Source organism: Vibrio fortis (genome assembly GCF_024347475.1).
GTDB lineage: Bacteria > Pseudomonadota > Gammaproteobacteria > Enterobacterales > Vibrionaceae > Vibrio > Vibrio fortis.
Genome location: NZ_AP025487.1, coordinates 1,278,537 through 1,295,318, shown reverse-complemented (window position 1 = coordinate 1,295,318; position 16,782 = coordinate 1,278,537). Strand labels below are relative to the sequence as shown.

Genomic DNA, 16,782 nt, shown 5'->3' with positions numbered 1-16,782 from the left:
GCGTTTGGCGCCAAAAATTCGAAAAAGAGGATAACAAGCTGTCATAAAAATACTAAATAAACCCGTTAAAAACAGGCATCACGTGCAGATTTAGTAATTAAATTACACATTTACTGTAATTTAGCGTAAGATCACTCCACAAGCCCAGAATTAACGGCGAACTTAGCGAGCTCCGCAGTCGAATGAATATCGAGCTTATGCTTAATGTTTTGTCGGTGTGTTTCTACGGTTCGGTAGCTAATATCCAATGTTTTAGCGATCGCCTTACTACTCTCCCCTTTAGCCACCAATTTCAGCACCGCTTCCTCACGTCTGCTTAGCGGATTCTTCGCCGTTTGAGTTGGGGTAATTGGCTGTGTAAACAAAGTTTGAGTGACCTTTTCGCAGAAATAAGTAGAGCCTTGATTAACGGTCTTAATCGCCTGCACCATTTTCTCTGCCGAGATCTCCTTAAGCATGTACCCCACAGCCCCCGACTGCATCACTTTCATGATGTATTCACGGTTATCATGCATGGTGAGCATTAAGACTTTGATATCTGGCGCTTCTTCTTTGATCAATCGAGTGGCATCGATGCCATTCATGATCGGCATACTGACGTCCATCAAGACAACATCAGGTTGCAGATCTTTCACCACTTCGACGGCTTCTAAGCCATTGCTTGCTGAGCCAATCACTTCGATTTTGGGCTCCAAATGCAAGCGCGCGATAAATCCATCTAATACCACTTGGTGATCATCGACGATCACCACTTTAATTGGTTTATCCATAAACTAATCCATCTAACCTTAATAATACGGTGATCTCTGTTCCGAACCCCGGTTCACTTTCCAATTCAAATTCACCACCGATAAACTCGACGCGCTCTCGCATGTTACGTAGCCCAATACCCGATTTGCGTAACGTTGCACTGACATCAAAGCCAACGCCATCATCTCGTATAATCAATTGCAACATATTCCCCAAGGGTTGAAGCGCTACACTCACACTATGAGCACTTGCGTGTTTTTCGATGTTAGTGAGTGACTCCTGGGCAACACGATACAGCGTCGTACTCACTTCGGATTTCAACTTTAAATTGTTCAAACTGATCGCCGCTTCAGTCTCTATCTGTGAGTGTGATTTAAAATCAATTAATAGCGAATTCAAAGCCGCTTCAAGTCCTAAATCATCCAATGCGCTGGGGCGCAGATTATGGGAAATATGCCTCACTTCATTAATGGCCGTCATTAACGAGTTCTGACATTTCTCCAAATGTTGTTTTTGAGTGTCATCATCCAGTTTAGTCCCTAACAGCTCTAGGTGACATTTACTGGACACAAGTAACTGATTAATCCCGTCGTGCAGCTCGCGAGCTAAGTGCTTTTTCTCATCTTCTTGGAACATCACCGTTTTATGGGCAAGCTCTTTTAGGCTCTTATCCGCGATGCGGTGTTCATGTAGGTTTACCGCTAACGTCAACACCACAATCACGGCGACCGTTACCGTTACAATGACCACCATAGTAAAAAATGTCGTTTCAATATTATTGTTGACCGCGGACTGCATATTGGCCACTTCTTGAGAGACATCTTCGATATAGAGCCCTGTACCTATCATCCAGCTCCACTTACTCAGCCATGATGCGTAGCTCAGTTTAGGTACTATTTCATCCGTTGACGGCTTATGCCAAAGATAATGGTGAAAACCCCCACCGCTTTTGGCTTGAGTGAGCAGAGATTCAATCAGGTAGTTCCCGTTTTCATCTTGGATATGCAGCAAGTTCTCGCCCTGCAGCTCAGGCATGATCGGGTGAACTAAGTTAGTCCCGAACTCATCGTACACAAAGAAGTAGCCGTCGGTGCCATAACGCAATTTGCTGATAACAGCCTTAACCGCGTGCTGAGCTTCCGCTTCATCCATGTCGGGATCGTTGTAGATGTGAGAGATTGCGTCAAATGCTAGATCAACCAGATCTTTTAACGCCAACTCTTTGGATTTAATCAAACTAGAATGGAACAGCTCGACCTCTTTTTCACCCAAGGTTTTGGCTTGGAAAACAGAGATCCAGCTGGTAAGCGCCATCACCAACAACAACGGCAATAGACTTAACAGAATCAGTTTCGCTTTTAGAGGCATTTCCACTCCTTGGATACGTCAGCTCTATATGCTTTCATTATTTCGCTCTTTGGCCGAAACAGCCAGTTTCCTTACAGCTTAGTAAAAATAAAGCTGCCCCTAAGAGCAGCTTTACTTTAACAAGACTTGTTAATTTTATGTAATCAGGCGATCACATTCCGTAGAATTCAGGGAATACCAACAGTGATGCAAGTACCAGTATCTGAATCCCGATAAACGGCATTACACCACGGTAAATATCACGAGTGGTTACGCCTTTCGGTGCCACACCTTTCAGGTAGAACAGGCTAAATCCAAACGGTGGCGTTAAGAAAGAGGTTTGTAGGTTCATTGCGATCAAGATTGCAAACCAAGTCATGTTGATACCCATAATCTCAGCGACTGGTGCAATAATTGGTACAATGATGAAACAGATCTCAACGAAATCAATGAAGAAACCAAGAATCAAAATCACCAACATGGTAATGATCAGGAAGCCCCACTTCTCACCTGGGATTTGCAGCATCCACTCTTCAACAAGGTAATCACCCCCAGTGTAAGTAAATGCCATTGAGAAAGCGGTCGCGCCCAGTAGGATCGCAAATACCATTGCCGTCACTTTAACGGTCTCTTTCGATGCCTCGTAAACCATTCCCCAGCTAAACTGACGGTACAGCAGTGCAAGAACGATAGCACCTGCGCCACCAAGAGCAGCAGACTCAGTTGGTGTCGCTACACCAGCAAAGATTGAACCTAGTACCACAACAATCAAAGCGAGAGGTGGAATCACTGCTTTTAGCGCTGTAATCACTTCTTGCTTACGACTGATGTTATCGTCACTTGGGATCGCTTGAGCCGCTTCTGGGTTCATTTTTGCGTAGATAAGGATATACAACACATAAGCGCCAACCAATACCAAGCCCGGCCAAACTGCCGCTTGGAAAAGGTCACCCACTGGTACACCAAGCACATCACCTAACAAGATAAGAACGATAGAAGGTGGGATGATCTGGCCTAGGGTACCTGACGCACAAATGGTGCCGCATGCTAAGCCTTTGTCGTAGTTGTACTTAAGCATAACAGGTAGAGAGATAAGACCCATCGCAACAACCGAAGCACCTACTACACCTGTAGAAGCCGCTAGCAACGCGCCTACCAGTACCGTTGAAATAGCGATACCGCCTCGGACACCACCAAACAGCTTACCCATTGATTCAAGTAATTGCTCAGCCAGTCGAGTCTTTTGCAATACCAAACCCATGAAAACGAACAGCGGAACCGCCATCAATACCGTGTTTTCCATGATGGATTGGATTCGATAAGGCATGAAGGCAAACATATCCATGCCTTCGGCCCACACACCAAAAATCAACGCGATACCACCAAAGGTAAACGCAACTGGGAAGCCAAGTAGCAACGCAAACAAGGCTACAAAAAACATTACAATACCGATCATTTTTGTCTCCTTACTTTTGCTCGTGTGACTGAATCAGGTGTGGGTTAAATATCTTGTTCAGTGAGTGGAGCATCAGGCCAACACCACTGATTGCCATAAATAGGAATGACAATGGGATCATCGCTTTAATTATCCAGCGGTAAGGCAAGCCGCCCGGATCTCCTGATGTTTCGCCTAATGAGTAACTCTCTTTGGCAAAATCAATACCGTACCAAGCGACGAGCAGACAGAATGGGAACAGGAAGAACACTGTTCCTAACAAATCGATGATAGCTTGAGCGCGATTGGAAAGGCGCTCATAGAACAGGTCTACACGTACGTGACCACCCGCTTTAACGGCATAAGGAACGCCTAGTAGGAATACGGCCGAGAATAGGTGCCATTCCATCTCCTGAAACGCAATCGACACGTCGTTGAACACATAACGCATCACAACGTCGTACACCACGTTGGCGAGCAACAAAATGAACAGGATGCTGGATAACCAGCCAAGGAAATCACCAAAACGATTAAATGCTCGTTCGATATAAATTAGACTTCTCATTCCCTACTCCATGGAATTTGAAAGTGCTCCGCTCATTGAAACAACGGAGCATTATTGTGGGCTCTTAGCGTTTCTTTATTATTTAAGGTGAAACTACAAAGAGGTTTTCTTGGGCTTCTCGGTAGCTTAAGACTTGCCCAAGCTACCGATTTTTTCGATTACGCTTTAGCGCGTAAGCTGATTATTGTGCTTGGCTGTTTAGGTAAGCACGGTGTGAAATGTTTGACCATGGACGAACTTGCTCGATGTAAGCTGCTTGCGAAGCTTGAATCTCTTTCGCTGTTGCGTCTTTTTCTGCATGCTCTTTTAGTAGGCGGTCATTCGCTTCACGAAGTGCAGTCATTACTTCAACTGGGAAATCTTTTACCTGAACATTTGGGTATTCAGATTGGATAGAAGCCCAGTTTTTGCCACTCTCGTGCTTAGATTGCGTGTACATGTCGTAAGCCGCAGTCTTCATCGCCACTTGTAGAATTGCTTTAAGGTCGTCAGGTAACTTGTTCCAAGTACGCTTGTTAACTAGGAACTGAAGCTCTGTACCTGGCTCATGCCAACCTGTGTAGTAGTAAGGCGCGATTTTGTGGAAACCCATACGTAAATCAAGAGATGGACCTACCCACTCCAATGCATCAATCGTACGACGCTCTAGAGACGTATACAGTTCGCCCGGTGCAATGTTCGTAGGTTTCGCACCTAGCTCTGCCAAGATCTCACCAGCGAACCCTGGGATACGCATTTTCAGGCCTTGTAGATCTTCCACTGAGTTGATCTCTTTCTGGAACCAGCCACCCATTTGAGTATCCGTGTTACCACCTGGGAACGAAAGCAAGTTGTGTGGAGAGTACACTTTCTCCATCAGCTCCATACCGCCACCGTAGTAGAACCAAGCGTATTGCTCTGTTGGTAGCATACCGAACGGCATCGAAGTAAAGTAAAGCGTGTTTGGCACCTTACCTTTCCAATAATACGATGCAGAGTGTCCCATATCGTATTGACCAGACTTCACCATATCGAAAACACCAAGAGGTGCTTTATGTTTATTCGAAGAGTCGATACGAATCTGTAGGCGACCGTTAGACATCTCTTCAGCCATCTTGGCCATGTTCTTCGTTGCATCACCGAAAATTGGGAAGTTTGGACCCCAAGTTTCCGCCAATTTTAAACGATAGACTTTTTCAGCAGCTGTAGCACATGTAGCAACCATTGCTAAACAAGCTGTCGCAGTTATCGCAACGTTTTTAAACACTCGAGTGAGGGAGTTAGAAATAAGACTCATGTTCACGTCCTTTGTTGGGTTTCAATACTCTTTCTATGAGTACTTTTATGATTCAACAAAAGAATGCATCGACATCTGTTAATAAGAAATGGGAATGAGCACGCAGGCTACGCAGCTCGAAAACTCAGTATTAGACTAAAGAATTAAGTATTAGTACGTAGGACATTAACTCCAATCGCCTTATACAGAGAGATAACAGAAAATAAAAAGTGAGATCTCAAAGAAAACTTCGTACGTAGTAATCTAGGGATAAAGTTAATAACATTTTACGAGAACGTGACGAGCATCGTGTAGAGAGCAAATTAAATATGAACACAAGCTCTTATAAAACAACGATAAAAGGCGCGGTAACGCCGATGAAACAATAGTAATGCCAGTGAAGTAACAGCAAAGCCAGCGAAATAACAGCAAAGCCGTGAAACGACAGCAGATGTGATACAAAACGCCAGATACAAAAAAGCCTCGAACAATTCGAGGCTTAAAACTTAGACAAGCGAGTTATTCCAAAAGGAATTAGATAGCTTTGTAGATAACCTTGTTACCTGCTAGTTGCTCTTTCGCTACTAGGTTTTCTTCAAGAAGTTTTTTCAATGCGCCTGTTGCCCATGAACCAGCTTTCGCATCTTCTTGACCCGCTGCTAGGCCGATACCTTTAGGGTTGATGCCGTCAGCATTGCTCGCAACGATGTCTAGAACTTGTTGCTGTTTAGGAGTCAGTGATACAGACACTGTCTTTGGTGCTGCTACTGTTTTCTCTACCGCTGGTTTTGCTGCTACAGTTTTTTCTGCTACAACTTTCTCTGCGACAGGCTTTGCTGTTTTTGGCGTTGCTTCTACTTTTGCTACAGCCGCTTTAATGCGCTTTTGCAGCTTCGCCTGCACCTTACGCTTATGAGCAAGTCTCATTGAATATTTCTCCAGTTCACTGCTCTTACTCGCAGTGGTGAAAATTTGAAGCGCGATTTATACCAAAAAACAGGAGCTATTTGTAGAGTGAAGCGTCGAAAGTCGACGAAAAATAACGATATTGTCTATCAACGTCTATTATTTAGACATAGCATTATTAATTTGAGGTCATATCTACTGGTTATTCATCCAGACCAAAATATGAAACTTGGTGAACCCTATGGAAACACGTCATATTGCAAACTTTTCACTGCCGAAGTTCAAAAGCGCCTATCGTTATGTCGCTGTAATTTTGGGCTTCATCTGCTTATTCGTTGCACTCTACTATGACGCTCCTCGACTCCTTTTTGTTGGTGCTTTTCTGGTTATCGTGTTACTTGTCGCTGGTTACTATTTAATGTTGCGAAGCCGAGTTCTGTTTACGTTAACGCCCACCCACTTTCAGCAACACTTTTACAAAGGTGGCTGGGTACTGAAATGGTCAAACATAGAGAAAATCGGTTTATGCACCTACCAACAAGATGGCTGGCACCAACCACTCCCTTGGATAGGGGTAAAGATTCGTGATTACGCCCCTTACCTAGATTCAATCTGTCCTAAGATCACGTGTGAGTTGCTGTTGAATCAAAGGGCACTACTCTACCTTGGTGCTAAGCAGGCCGGGCAAGAGTCTAAGTTTGGAGATATTGTTTTGGATTCATCACAATTCAACGGAAAAGTGCGCTTCAACGACGATGAGGCTTCTATTTTCATCGACCAAGACGCCCTCTGTGCGTCAAAAGCACAAGCCCTAGCTAAAGAGAAAGACAAGCGTTGGCACTATTCAGGTTTGCAAGCAATGTTGGCTAACAGGATGCGTTATCAAAGAGGTTATCATGGCTACGATATCTTCATATCTACCAATGACTTAAAAATGAGTGGAGAGGAGTTCGTAGGATTAGCTCGACGCTATCTTGCAGCAGCAGAGCGTGAGCAATAAACAGCTCTGGCGCGAGCTGTTTATTTTAATTAGAGACTGGAAATACCGAATTAGTAAAGTGGCATTTCATCCGCAACAAATGGGTTCGAAGCACGCTCGCGACCAAAGGTCGATTCAGGGCCGTGACCCGGTACAAACGTTACGTCGTTACCTAGCGGCCAAAGCTTAGTCTTGATTGAAGAGATTAGCGTGTTGAAGTCACCTTGAGGGAAATCTGTACGACCGATCGCACCATTGAACAACACATCGCCTACAAAGGCTAAACGCGCTTCTTCACTGAACAATACGACATGTCCTGGTGTGTGACCCGGCGTATGAATTACGTCCATCACTTGGTTGCCGAACGTGATCTTATCGCCTTGCTCTAACCATTTGTTGGGTTCAAAAGCTTCACAACGTGGGAAACCAAACATTTGGCTCTGGCCTTCTAAACCTTGCAACCAGAAATTATCGGCTTTGTGTGGGCCAACGATTTCTACTTTTAGAATATCAGCTAACGGTTCTGTACCACCAACATGATCTAAGTGACCATGAGTCAGTACCAAATTCACCACTTTAACACCTAACTCTTCGATGATTGCCGCTAGTTGTTTTACGTCACCACCTGGGTCAACAACAACGCCCTCCATGGTTTCATCACACCACACAATCGAACAGTTTTGGGAGAAAGAGGTAACCGGTACAACTTGATACTTAAGAGACATATACAAACCTTAGAAAGCAAACTTAATAATGGCTAATTTAGCGTTCCATTACATAATCTGGCGCAAACTATGACATTGGATGTCTATTTTGACAAGTTTTGAGCTTGGGATGTCCAAACACATAAAGCCATACTTTGGCTATCTGTCATTACCAGCTGCGTACAGGGCCTGTATCAATATGAATGAAATTACTGCGAGCGTAGTAACCCACACCACCCGCTTTCAAGCTCTTCGCGACGTCACGCAACTCTTTTAGGTTCACACCATCAATGCGAAAATCGATCGCTTTACCCAGCATGTGGTAGCTCTTTTTCGCCACGCCACTTGAATTAGAACGCAGTGCTTCATTGGTTGCCGGAGAACGGTAGCCTGAAATAATCTGTACTTCTTTTTGAATACCAAGGATATTTTGGATCTGCGTAATCTGATCAAACAGGTTCTTATCCATCGGGTGGATTTCATTACGACGGAAATCACGACACAGCTTACTCAAGCGAGCCATTTCATCACCAACGTAGTTCTTGCCATCGAAGTAGCAGCTTTCCAAGCTTTCACCAGTATGAAGATTATTCATGCTAATGACTCTTGGTTGGTCTGGGTATGAAGCAAACGCGAGTGAAGGTGTGAGAGAAGCCGCGACCACAGAACCACCAGCAAGAGTGAGAAACTGACGGCGAGAGAATACATTTTGAGACATACAGCAAAAAATCCCATTAAATCGAACAAAAAACGCACGATACATAATGGGTATTGTAACGTCAATGAGCAAAATTTGCTCAAGAACGCTATTTTTGATGCCTTAAAACTCTTAGTTATTGATAGGCATTATAATTTCATCAATAAAGTTTTGTTTGTAAATTTTGGTCAAGATCACCCTTCTCCGCCTTCCTTGTCATATTGGTAGACATCTCCGCGATACTGAATCCCTTCCTCTTCAAACAGAACGGTTTGGTAGATGATATGCACTGGAATTCGTTTTTTGAGCCTCACTTTGGTGTTAGGTGCCAACGAACCATCTTGTCGTGGCGCTTTTCTCGCTTTCGTCTCGAACAACAGCTCTGCAAGCTCTTCCGCATGCTCTACGCGTATACAACCTGAGCTGTAGGCACGAAAATCATCATTAAACAGTCCTTTACTCGGAGTGTCATGTAAGTAGATGGCGCGATTGTTTGGTGTATTAAACTTATACAAGCCTAAAGCGTTGCGTGAACCGGCTTCTTGTCTCATGCGATAAGGAAAAGAATTAAAGTTAATGCTTTGCCAATCAATCAGTTCGGGATCGATGGTCTCCATCGTTCTCCAACCATCGATCACTCGAAAGTTGTTGCTGGTTAAATAGCTCTCGTCTGCGCGAACCTTAGGCAAAATGTCTTTCACCATGATCTTCCAGGGAACGTTCCAGGTTGGATTAAGAATCACCGAATCAAGATTGATCTCTAATAGAGGTGTTTTGCGAGATTTTCGGCCTACTACCACCTTAGATTCAAAGACTTCTTTACCCCCTTCCCAATACTTCATCTCGAAGCTAGGCACATTGACGACAATAAGAGAGTCTCTATCTTTGGGCCATAAACGCGCTCGCTCAGCATTTAGAGCAATCGCACGCAAGCGATCTTCAAACGGCATATTGATCCATTTCATCGTATCTGGACCAATAATCCCGTCTGACTTTATTCCATGGATCTTCTGAAAAGATTTGACTGCTATTTCAAGCTCTAGATCGAAAATAGGAATATTCGGATCGACATGAGAAATATCGACACCCACTAAAGCCATCCTTTCTAACAAGATCGGTTTTTGTGTGATCTCATCTTCCAAGCGTTTTAGACCGAGTTGGTCATAAAGAGGAAAGGTTTCATTCATAGCCTGAGAGAGCACGGCGTAAGACTCTTTAAACTGGTCAAAGTTACCCACCGGTGGAGCGTGAGAAAGAACTAGCTCCAATAAATAGCCATTATCAATGCTGTCTTGCACACGAACTATGGTTTCAGGGGCGGGCTCAGGTAATCGGTCTTGAAGTTTCTCAGAGAAATACCACTCTTTACCGATTAGTGGTGCATTCTCTACATAACTTAGATAATGCAGAAGCGCATCTGTGGTTAAGATATCGACCTTATCCCACTCACCAGAGGCTTTATACCTCTCAATTTGTTTAAATTGCTCACTAAACAGTGGAGAAAACTGCGCTTTATCGATCAGCGATAGTTGAAACTCAAATGCATTAAAAGCGGTAGATGACTCCCAAACCACAGGATAAGAAGCATCTTGATAGATACGCTGCGTTAACTCTGGATATAGGAGCGAAAATGATAGGTCAGAGCTAGGCTTAATATCCTGTCTTATCTGATGACTGGCAGAACCCCACGAATGTGTGGAGACCACCAGTAATATGGCGAAAATATACTTCACTAACATGCGATGCTCCTATGCCAAATCATCTTTTAAGTATGGCAAAGAATTGGAGCAAGCATGTTATTTTTTAACGATTTTTAAGCATCAAGTTGCACTCCAGTGGTTATCCCATTGAATACCCGATTGAAGTGTAGACTTATCATGAGGAACAGACTGGCTTATGACGCCACCAGCACCTGAACTTAGTCGAAATTCATCTGCAAGTAGTACCACACCAGAAGCATCGGCAAGGTAGGAAAGCTCAACAAGATCTCTCGTCGCTTTAGACCATATTCCGTAGCAATTGCCTCTCGGAGAGGTCGCCAGTATCCACTCATCCGAAGCAGCAATACTCGCGATATAGTGATTAAACCTCGCCCACTGCTCCGGCTCAGCATTCAAGCTTTCAAATTCACCGCCCTTGGTGTGCATCGCAAGCAACGAAGGATACTCGTCAGGTTCGCCGCGATACTGCTGTCCGCATAACACGGTTTGAGCCCCATCGTGCGCAAGGTGTCGAATACTCAACTTCTTATCTGGCAACCCCACTTGATCAATAATCTGCCCCGTAGGAGAGAGATAAGTCAGGCTTGGTTTCATGGTATCTAGGTTTTTCGGTGTTCGCCCATCAGTGTGCACGCCGCCCACGCCAATCGCCAAATCACCACTTGGCATGATGATCACTTCATGTGGACCAATTCCGAAACCGCTAAACTCCTCTACTTTGATGTAGTTTTGCTGGACATCGTAGACTCCGATTACGCCTTCACTGGTGTTACTTTTGCCCTCTGTCGCATAGAGATAACGACCATCTAACGAATACACGCCATGACCATAAAAGTGTCGATTATTCCCCTTCACGGTCATCTTGATTTGTTGTCCTGTAACGTAATTAAACACAACAAAAAAGTTACCCGGACGGCGAGCAAAGACCACCGCATGATTTTGATTTGGGCTTATCGCGACCCCATGGCCTCGCTCCGGAATAGGCAATTGAGTAAGTGGTTGACCAAATTGGTTCGCAACCACCGCCGAGAAGCGATCTCTTCCATTCAATGCACAACCAATCAGCTTAGGCGAATTATCTGTAAGTGAGGTCTCAGATTGCGTAGCGGCACAGCCAAACGGTAGCACTGGAACAGCGGCGCAACCTAGCGCCGCCTTCAACAGGTTTCTGCGTGTAGAATCAGTCACCATCGGTTGCATTAAATCCTATTACAACACCAAGCTCTATGGCTACTTCTTCATGGATAAGGTATTTCAGTTGCTCTAATTTATTGTATTGCGACAACACAAGGCGATAGCCTTCTTTGCTTTGTAGCAACTCAAACAGGCTCTCTTGCTCTGGCCATGTATCAATGGTGAGTTCAAATTGAGAAAAAACGCGATCGGCAAGATCTTGATGTCCTTGCTCGCGTAAAATCGCATCTAAACCTTTGCCGTCAGCTAAGTAGAGCGCCTCTAAGGCCACAACGTTCGCTTTTAGCTGAGCCATTGACGTTTGCGCACGCCACGACTCCGAAAAGTATGGACGCGGCTTACCAATTTTCGCTAACGGTCGGCTCAATTTCTTCATGCTGTAATCAAGCTGATTCGTCATCAACGCGATGTATTCTGATTCCCACTGTTTCTCATCAAGAGATGTCCATGGGTTCACCTGCCAAGCAGAGGCGATATTTGAAGATTTTAATGCTAGGTTTTGCGCAATCGCAGTGACGCTCTGACAACCTGACGCCTTATCAACCAAAAGTGGAGACGCTTTGTCGTAAAAAGACCACTCAAGCGCACCTAGCCCTTGAACTGTCACACTCTGCATTGCGATATCTTGCTGTGTCCAGAGCTTGTTCTGTTGGTTGAGTTGGCTCATTTTCAGCCCGGTCGTGTTCTTTTTGTCTGGCCAGAACTGGACATTCCAACTCTCTTCAAGCGCTTTAACAGGACCACGCTCCTGCCCCTGCAACGCCATCCAAGCCGTCATTGCTTGTTGCCATTCTGACTTCAGCTGCTCCAACGTCACAGCATCGCTTTGACAGTACGATTCAACTGCCGCTTCGAGCTCTGACGCTTGTGTTGCAAAGTTTACCGCTGAATTGAATTCTGTCAGGTAGACGCTTGTGCTCAAGTGCTGAGCGGTATCGGCCGAAAAGCCTAAGTTATTTTCATCTGATGAGTTTGATCCACCAGAAGATTGACACCCCGTTACAACCAAAGCTGATAACGGGAGTGCCCACAATTTACTTTTCATGAATTGTTTATTTTTCATGTTGTTACCTAATGTTGAGCATGGCTGCGCTTTTGATTATAGATTTACTTAGCGCATAGCAAAGGAAATTCACAAGCTGGTATCGCTATTGTGAATTTCCGATAAAGATATAAAGCCTAAAATTATAACGAATTTAGGAATGCGATAAGCGCGTCACGTTCAGACTTATTCAATTTAAGTACGTTCTGTTTTGCGTGCTCAGCCTCACCACCATGCCACAGAACAGCTTCCATCACGTTGCGAGCTCGGCCATCATGCAGTAAGAAGGTGTGACCGTTGACTTCTTGCGTATAACCCAAGCCCCAAAGCGGTGTAGTACGCCACTCGCGGCCATTGGCTAAATACTCAGGTCGGTTATCCGCTAAACCTTCGCCCATGTCGTGCAATAGCATATCTGTATAAGGGCTAATAAGCTGTTTAGAGAGTGCCGGTAAACCTTCTCGCTCCATGGTGCGAATATTGGTTTGGTGACAGCTTTGACAACCCGACTGTGCAAACAATGCCTGTCCTTTAATCACTTGCGGATCATCGACATTTCGGCGAATTGGAACCGCCAAGTGTTGAGAGTAGAACTCAACAAAGTCGAGAATATTGTCACTGACTTCAGGTTTTCCACCGTCAGGAAATTCAGTACAGGTCGATTGAGCAGATGTACAGTTTTCATTTGGAAACAGATTGCTTGTTAAGCCTAAATCACCATTAAACGCAGCGGCATTTTGCTGCATGAGATTTGGCTGTCCCGCTTTCCATCCGAAACGGCCTAGAGTCATCTCATTTGTTTGCACATCTAGCACTTGGTTTGCTTTGCCTGACACACCTTGATTCGCTTGTTTTTGTTGTTTAGCAAAACCTAGAATTGTCTCTTCTGGAATACTTTCAAGCAAACCCAGACCAATCATCGGTGGCGCAACACGTGCAGAGAACTGCGTTTTAGGGTGCATGTCTCCAAAAGCTAGCTCTGTGATTGTCAGTGTTGGCTTACGAAGTGTCACAACTGTGCCATCCGAAAAGGTTACGGGTACATCGGTATAAGAAATGTTGACCTTGCCTTCAGGCTTAACACCTTGAATTGCAAAATCTTGGAGTTGGCCGCCATAAGTAGGCTCTGGGATCACCCCATCACGGATAAAGGCTGTTTTCTGCTCTGGCGTTTCTGCTGGTATGCTCAGTCGTACCAACATTGAAACGGCATTTTCATCACCACTTTCGGGTGCATGCCCGCGTCCATCTTTAATATGACAGTTTTGACAGCCATTGGTATTAAATAGCGGACCTAAGCCATCACGCGCATCGGTGGATGATGGAGCTGGCACCCATGGGTTTCTAAAAAAGCTGTTACCTACGCTGAAATCGAGACGTTTGGTCATCGGTAGATTGGCAGCAGGTAGAGAGAATGCATTCGCTCCCTCTTTTTTAACGGTAGTTTTGCCGCCAGAGTAAACATCATGGGCGTGTAATGGAGACACAAAAAACAGAGCGGATAATAACGAGGCGGAAAGATACGACTTCATACATTGCCTTTGCTAAGTTGGTGAGTATTTAGCTTCGTTGTACTTTTTATGGGCTAATACTTAGGTTCATTAGATTGGTTAAACTTTGACGACCGAGGTGAGCTGTCATCTTTGGTTGGACATAAGAGCATTTCAACTCGTCGCAACCTATTCGACCTCAACAAATAAGGGCTCAAACGAGCCCTTATCAATAGTGGGATATCACAAGAGATTAAAACTCGTGATCAGCCGTGTCTGGGTTTAGGCTATCGATACCGATGATGCCTGCCGCACGCTCGATTGCTGCTGTTTGAGATACCAGAGCAACGATAGTTTTGTTCACTAGTGCGTTACCTGCAGCGTTGTCTGCCGCGATTAGCTGGTCGAAGTACTCATTGTTCTTCTCTGCTGAAGATACAAGTTGACCCACTTGTGCACGTGCTAGATCAAACTGCTTCTGGATCTCTTTTGCTGCTTGCTTATCTTTTTGTTCAACAAGGTCGTAGATGCTTGGACCAGAAAGCAATGTGCCGTCTTCACGCTTGTACAGACCAGTGTAAACGTTGTAGATGCCTTGCTCATTGTAGTAGTGAGAGTTGTGCGTGTTATCAGAGAAACAATCGTGCTCATCTTCAGTAGAGTTCGCTTCTAGTGCTACCTTCATACGCTCACCAGCAAGTTCACCCAGAGACAGTGAACCCATGCCGAATAGCATCTTACGAAGGCCATTGTCACTAGATTCAGCCAGTAGCTCTTGACGGTAGTTGCCCTTCTCGTCTGCAGACCACTGCTTTTCCATCCACTCTAGATCTTGAACTAGAAGTTCCGCAGCCGCTTTAAGGTAAGCACCACGACGCTCACAGTTGCCGTTTGTACACTCAGCACCAACAACGAAGTCTGTGTATGCACGAGCACCAGCGCCAGCGTTAGTACCGTTTAGATCTTGACCCCAAAGTAGGAATTCAATCGCGTGGTAACCTGATGCAACGTTCGCTTCAGAGCCGCCGATTTCGTTTAGTTCAGCGATTAGCTCTGGTGTGATGTTTGATGCGTCAACTTTAGTTTGACCAATTTGGAAGGTTTCGTTTGCAACGATGTTTGCACTTGCGCCTTCATTACCTAGCTCGTACTGGTAGTTTGTTGAAACGTAGTCGATTAGGCCTTCATCTAGTGGCCATGCGTTCAGTTGACCTTCCCAGTCATCAACCACTGCGTTACCGAAACGGAACACTTCTGATTGCTGATAAGGAACACGAGACTCCAGCCAAGCTTGTTTAACTTGTTCGAAGTTGCTCGCTGACGGCGAAGCTAAAAATGTGTCGATAGAAGAGTTAAGCGCTTTCGCTGTGATCACAGAGTCAGCAAATACCGCGTGAGCGATGTCAGCGTAGTGCTCGACAACTTGATCTTGGGTCACTGCTGCAAAAGATGAAGCAGAAGCAAAAATGAGTGACGAAGTAACCGCTTTAGTCACTAAAGATTTAATGGTCATGAAGCATCCTTGTTGAGCTTGAATTATTATTTATATTGGTAGTACAAACCATTATCATTTGCACTACTTGTTGCGATAATACAAAGTTACAATTTATTTGCAAGGCAAATACAAAAAAACCTCACATTTGTGAGGTTTTTGCTTCATTTTGTGTTAGGTGCGACACGCTAAACTACTCAATAGTTAAGTTGTGCTTACCGTGAGACACTTTTGCTTTTAAGTAACTTTCGTTACCCGATTTGATGTGGGCTGCTGTATTTACAACTTCTTCGATCTCAATACCGTACGATTTCAGCTCATTAATTTTTTTAGGGTTGTTAGTAATCAGACGAATCTTAGTCACATCTAACGCGCGTAACATCTCTGCCGCCTCAGTGAAGTCACGCAGATCATCACCAAAACCTAAGTGGTTATTCGCTTCATAGGTGTTCATACCCTCGCTTTGTAAGCGGTATGCATCAATCTTATTATAAAGACCGATACCACGGCCCTCTTGGCGAAGGTAAAGAATGATACCGCCCGATTCACCCATACGACGAATCGTCTCGTCTAGTTGTTCGCCACAATCACAACGTGACGAGTGGAACACATCCCCAGTTAAACACTCAGAGTGCATACGAACCAATGGGATGTCCTGCGTTGTGTCAGCTGCTTTGAAGATCACAGCAACGTGTTCTTTGTCTGTTTTTAAGCCGTGGAATGAAAGAAGCTCCGCATCAATGTTGCTGCTGGCCCCTACTTTAAAATCTACTCTGGCACGAACTTCCGCCATATCTACACTCACTTGCAATTCGTTGTATTTAACAGCGCTACGTTATTCATTTAAGTAATAATTTTGTAGCGAACAATCTAATGATAGACACTATGGCGCCGTTGATCACTTTTTTCAAGGCTCCGAGCCAACAAAATGTTATAATATAACACTTTTTGTTAACGGCATTAAAAAACCCCATGCCAACTAGGTTGACATGGGGTTAAAAATTAGACAGTTAGCTTAACTTAGCCGATCTGTTTCTGCTTCCAGATCACGAGTTGAATCCAGGCATTTTCCAACTCAGCCAACTCTTCTTGCGTCAGAAGAGATACTGTTGACTTAGCACTGTACTTGTCTGCCCACTGCTCTGACTGGACATGGCTATAAAACTCTTTTTTTAGATTTGAGATTACGTTTTCCACCAATACGT

Annotated in this window: 16 protein-coding genes; 1 reads left to right on the top strand and 15 read right to left on the bottom strand. The window is 44.6% G+C overall.

From position 1 onward, the window contains the following. Positions 1-131 precede the first annotated feature (131 nt). The 6 genes from OCV50_RS05885 to OCV50_RS05860 form a co-directional block, all read right to left on the bottom strand. Positions 132-770: a response regulator gene (locus OCV50_RS05885; protein WP_239840712.1), complete on the bottom strand. Its 639-nt coding sequence runs from the start codon at positions 768-770 to the stop codon at positions 132-134. Then, positions 763-2,118, bottom strand: a complete 1,356-nt coding sequence (locus OCV50_RS05880; protein WP_261903948.1) for a cache domain-containing protein — start codon at positions 2,116-2,118, stop codon at positions 763-765. Before OCV50_RS05880 ends, OCV50_RS05885 begins: the two co-directional genes overlap by 8 nt. A 151-nt stretch (positions 2,119-2,269) precedes the next feature. Further along, positions 2,270-3,553 carry a TRAP transporter large permease gene (locus tag OCV50_RS05875; protein WP_239840710.1) on the bottom strand — a complete coding sequence of 428 codons (1,284 nt, stop codon included), beginning with the start codon at positions 3,551-3,553 and terminating at the stop codon, positions 2,270-2,272. A gap of 10 nt (positions 3,554-3,563) precedes the next feature. Then, a complete protein-coding gene (locus OCV50_RS05870; protein ID WP_239840709.1) occupies positions 3,564-4,097 on the bottom strand; it encodes a TRAP transporter small permease subunit in 534 nt (177 codons plus the stop codon). Positions 4,098-4,278: 181 nt separating this feature from the next. After that, on the bottom strand, positions 4,279-5,373 hold the full coding sequence (locus OCV50_RS05865; RefSeq protein WP_261903947.1) for a TRAP transporter substrate-binding protein: 1,095 nt from the start codon (positions 5,371-5,373) through the stop codon (positions 4,279-4,281). Positions 5,374-5,886: 513 nt separating this feature from the next. Further along, on the bottom strand, positions 5,887-6,279 hold the full coding sequence (locus OCV50_RS05860; protein WP_239840707.1) for a MarR family transcriptional regulator: 393 nt from the start codon (positions 6,277-6,279) through the stop codon (positions 5,887-5,889). 220 nt (positions 6,280-6,499) lie between these two features. Here OCV50_RS05860 and OCV50_RS05855 point away from each other — a divergent pair, with 220 nt between their 5' ends. Next, positions 6,500-7,258, top strand: coding sequence for a DUF2982 domain-containing protein (locus OCV50_RS05855; protein WP_261903946.1), 759 nt, complete (start codon positions 6,500-6,502; stop codon positions 7,256-7,258). Between the two features lie 50 nt (positions 7,259-7,308). Here the strand turns inward: OCV50_RS05855 and OCV50_RS05850 are convergent, their stop codons facing one another. The 9 genes from OCV50_RS05850 to OCV50_RS05810 form a co-directional block, all read right to left on the bottom strand. Further along, positions 7,309-7,962 carry an MBL fold metallo-hydrolase gene (locus tag OCV50_RS05850; protein WP_239840705.1) on the bottom strand — a complete coding sequence of 218 codons (654 nt, stop codon included), beginning with the start codon at positions 7,960-7,962 and terminating at the stop codon, positions 7,309-7,311. A gap of 148 nt (positions 7,963-8,110) precedes the next feature. Beyond that, positions 8,111-8,659 (bottom strand): YcbK family protein, encoded by a 549-nt coding sequence (locus OCV50_RS05845; protein ID WP_261903945.1) that lies wholly within the window; start codon positions 8,657-8,659, stop codon positions 8,111-8,113. A 173-nt stretch (positions 8,660-8,832) separates the two neighbouring features. Continuing rightward, positions 8,833-10,377, bottom strand: coding sequence for a L,D-transpeptidase family protein (locus OCV50_RS05840; protein ID WP_261903944.1), 1,545 nt, complete (start codon positions 10,375-10,377; stop codon positions 8,833-8,835). An 81-nt stretch (positions 10,378-10,458) separates the two neighbouring features. Further along, on the bottom strand, positions 10,459-11,550 hold the full coding sequence (locus tag OCV50_RS05835) for a DUF1513 domain-containing protein (protein ID WP_261904127.1): 1,092 nt from the start codon (positions 11,548-11,550) through the stop codon (positions 10,459-10,461). Continuing rightward, positions 11,540-12,598: an imelysin family protein gene (locus tag OCV50_RS05830; RefSeq protein ID WP_239840986.1), complete on the bottom strand. Its 1,059-nt coding sequence runs from the start codon at positions 12,596-12,598 to the stop codon at positions 11,540-11,542. Before OCV50_RS05830 ends, OCV50_RS05835 begins: the two co-directional genes overlap by 11 nt. 140 nt (positions 12,599-12,738) lie before the next feature. Continuing rightward, positions 12,739-14,127: a di-heme oxidoreductase family protein gene (locus OCV50_RS05825; protein ID WP_261903943.1), complete on the bottom strand. Its 1,389-nt coding sequence runs from the start codon at positions 14,125-14,127 to the stop codon at positions 12,739-12,741. 211 nt (positions 14,128-14,338) lie between these two features. Next, positions 14,339-15,598 carry an imelysin family protein gene (locus tag OCV50_RS05820; protein ID WP_239840700.1) on the bottom strand — a complete coding sequence of 420 codons (1,260 nt, stop codon included), beginning with the start codon at positions 15,596-15,598 and terminating at the stop codon, positions 14,339-14,341. A 172-nt stretch (positions 15,599-15,770) separates the two neighbouring features. Then, positions 15,771-16,370 carry a GTP cyclohydrolase II gene (locus tag OCV50_RS05815; protein WP_239840699.1) on the bottom strand — a complete coding sequence of 200 codons (600 nt, stop codon included), beginning with the start codon at positions 16,368-16,370 and terminating at the stop codon, positions 15,771-15,773. 227 nt (positions 16,371-16,597) lie between these two features. Further along, on the bottom strand, positions 16,598-16,774 hold the full coding sequence (locus OCV50_RS05810; RefSeq protein ID WP_239840698.1) for a hypothetical protein: 177 nt from the start codon (positions 16,772-16,774) through the stop codon (positions 16,598-16,600). Positions 16,775-16,782: the final 8 nt, after the last annotated feature.

Excerpts from the sequence above, each read along its gene's own strand:
- OCV50_RS05870 (WP_239840709.1), bottom strand. The coding sequence starts at position 4,097 with ATGAGAAGTCTAATTTATATCGAACGAGCATTTAATCGTTTTGGTGAT.
- OCV50_RS05815 (WP_239840699.1), bottom strand. The coding sequence starts at position 16,370 with ATGGCGGAAGTTCGTGCCAGAGTAGATTTTAAAGTAGGGGCCAGCAGC.
- OCV50_RS05830 (WP_239840986.1), bottom strand. The coding sequence starts at position 12,598 with ATGAAAAGTAAATTGTGGGCACTCCCGTTATCAGCTTTGGTTGTAACG.
- OCV50_RS05860 (WP_239840707.1), bottom strand. The coding sequence starts at position 6,279 with ATGAGACTTGCTCATAAGCGTAAGGTGCAGGCGAAGCTGCAAAAGCGC.
- OCV50_RS05875 (WP_239840710.1), bottom strand. The coding sequence starts at position 3,553 with ATGATCGGTATTGTAATGTTTTTTGTAGCCTTGTTTGCGTTGCTACTT.
- OCV50_RS05865 (WP_261903947.1), bottom strand. The coding sequence starts at position 5,373 with ATGAGTCTTATTTCTAACTCCCTCACTCGAGTGTTTAAAAACGTTGCG.
- OCV50_RS05850 (WP_239840705.1), bottom strand. The coding sequence starts at position 7,962 with ATGTCTCTTAAGTATCAAGTTGTACCGGTTACCTCTTTCTCCCAAAAC.
- OCV50_RS05820 (WP_239840700.1), bottom strand. The coding sequence starts at position 15,598 with ATGACCATTAAATCTTTAGTGACTAAAGCGGTTACTTCGTCACTCATT.
- OCV50_RS05835 (WP_261904127.1), bottom strand. The coding sequence starts at position 11,550 with ATGGTGACTGATTCTACACGCAGAAACCTGTTGAAGGCGGCGCTAGGT.
- OCV50_RS05855 (WP_261903946.1), top strand. The coding sequence starts at position 6,500 with ATGGAAACACGTCATATTGCAAACTTTTCACTGCCGAAGTTCAAAAGC.
- OCV50_RS05840 (WP_261903944.1), bottom strand. The coding sequence starts at position 10,377 with ATGTTAGTGAAGTATATTTTCGCCATATTACTGGTGGTCTCCACACAT.
- OCV50_RS05885 (WP_239840712.1), bottom strand. The coding sequence starts at position 770 with ATGGATAAACCAATTAAAGTGGTGATCGTCGATGATCACCAAGTGGTA.
- OCV50_RS05845 (WP_261903945.1), bottom strand. The coding sequence starts at position 8,659 with ATGTCTCAAAATGTATTCTCTCGCCGTCAGTTTCTCACTCTTGCTGGT.
- OCV50_RS05880 (WP_261903948.1), bottom strand. The coding sequence starts at position 2,118 with ATGCCTCTAAAAGCGAAACTGATTCTGTTAAGTCTATTGCCGTTGTTG.
- OCV50_RS05825 (WP_261903943.1), bottom strand. The coding sequence starts at position 14,127 with ATGAAGTCGTATCTTTCCGCCTCGTTATTATCCGCTCTGTTTTTTGTG.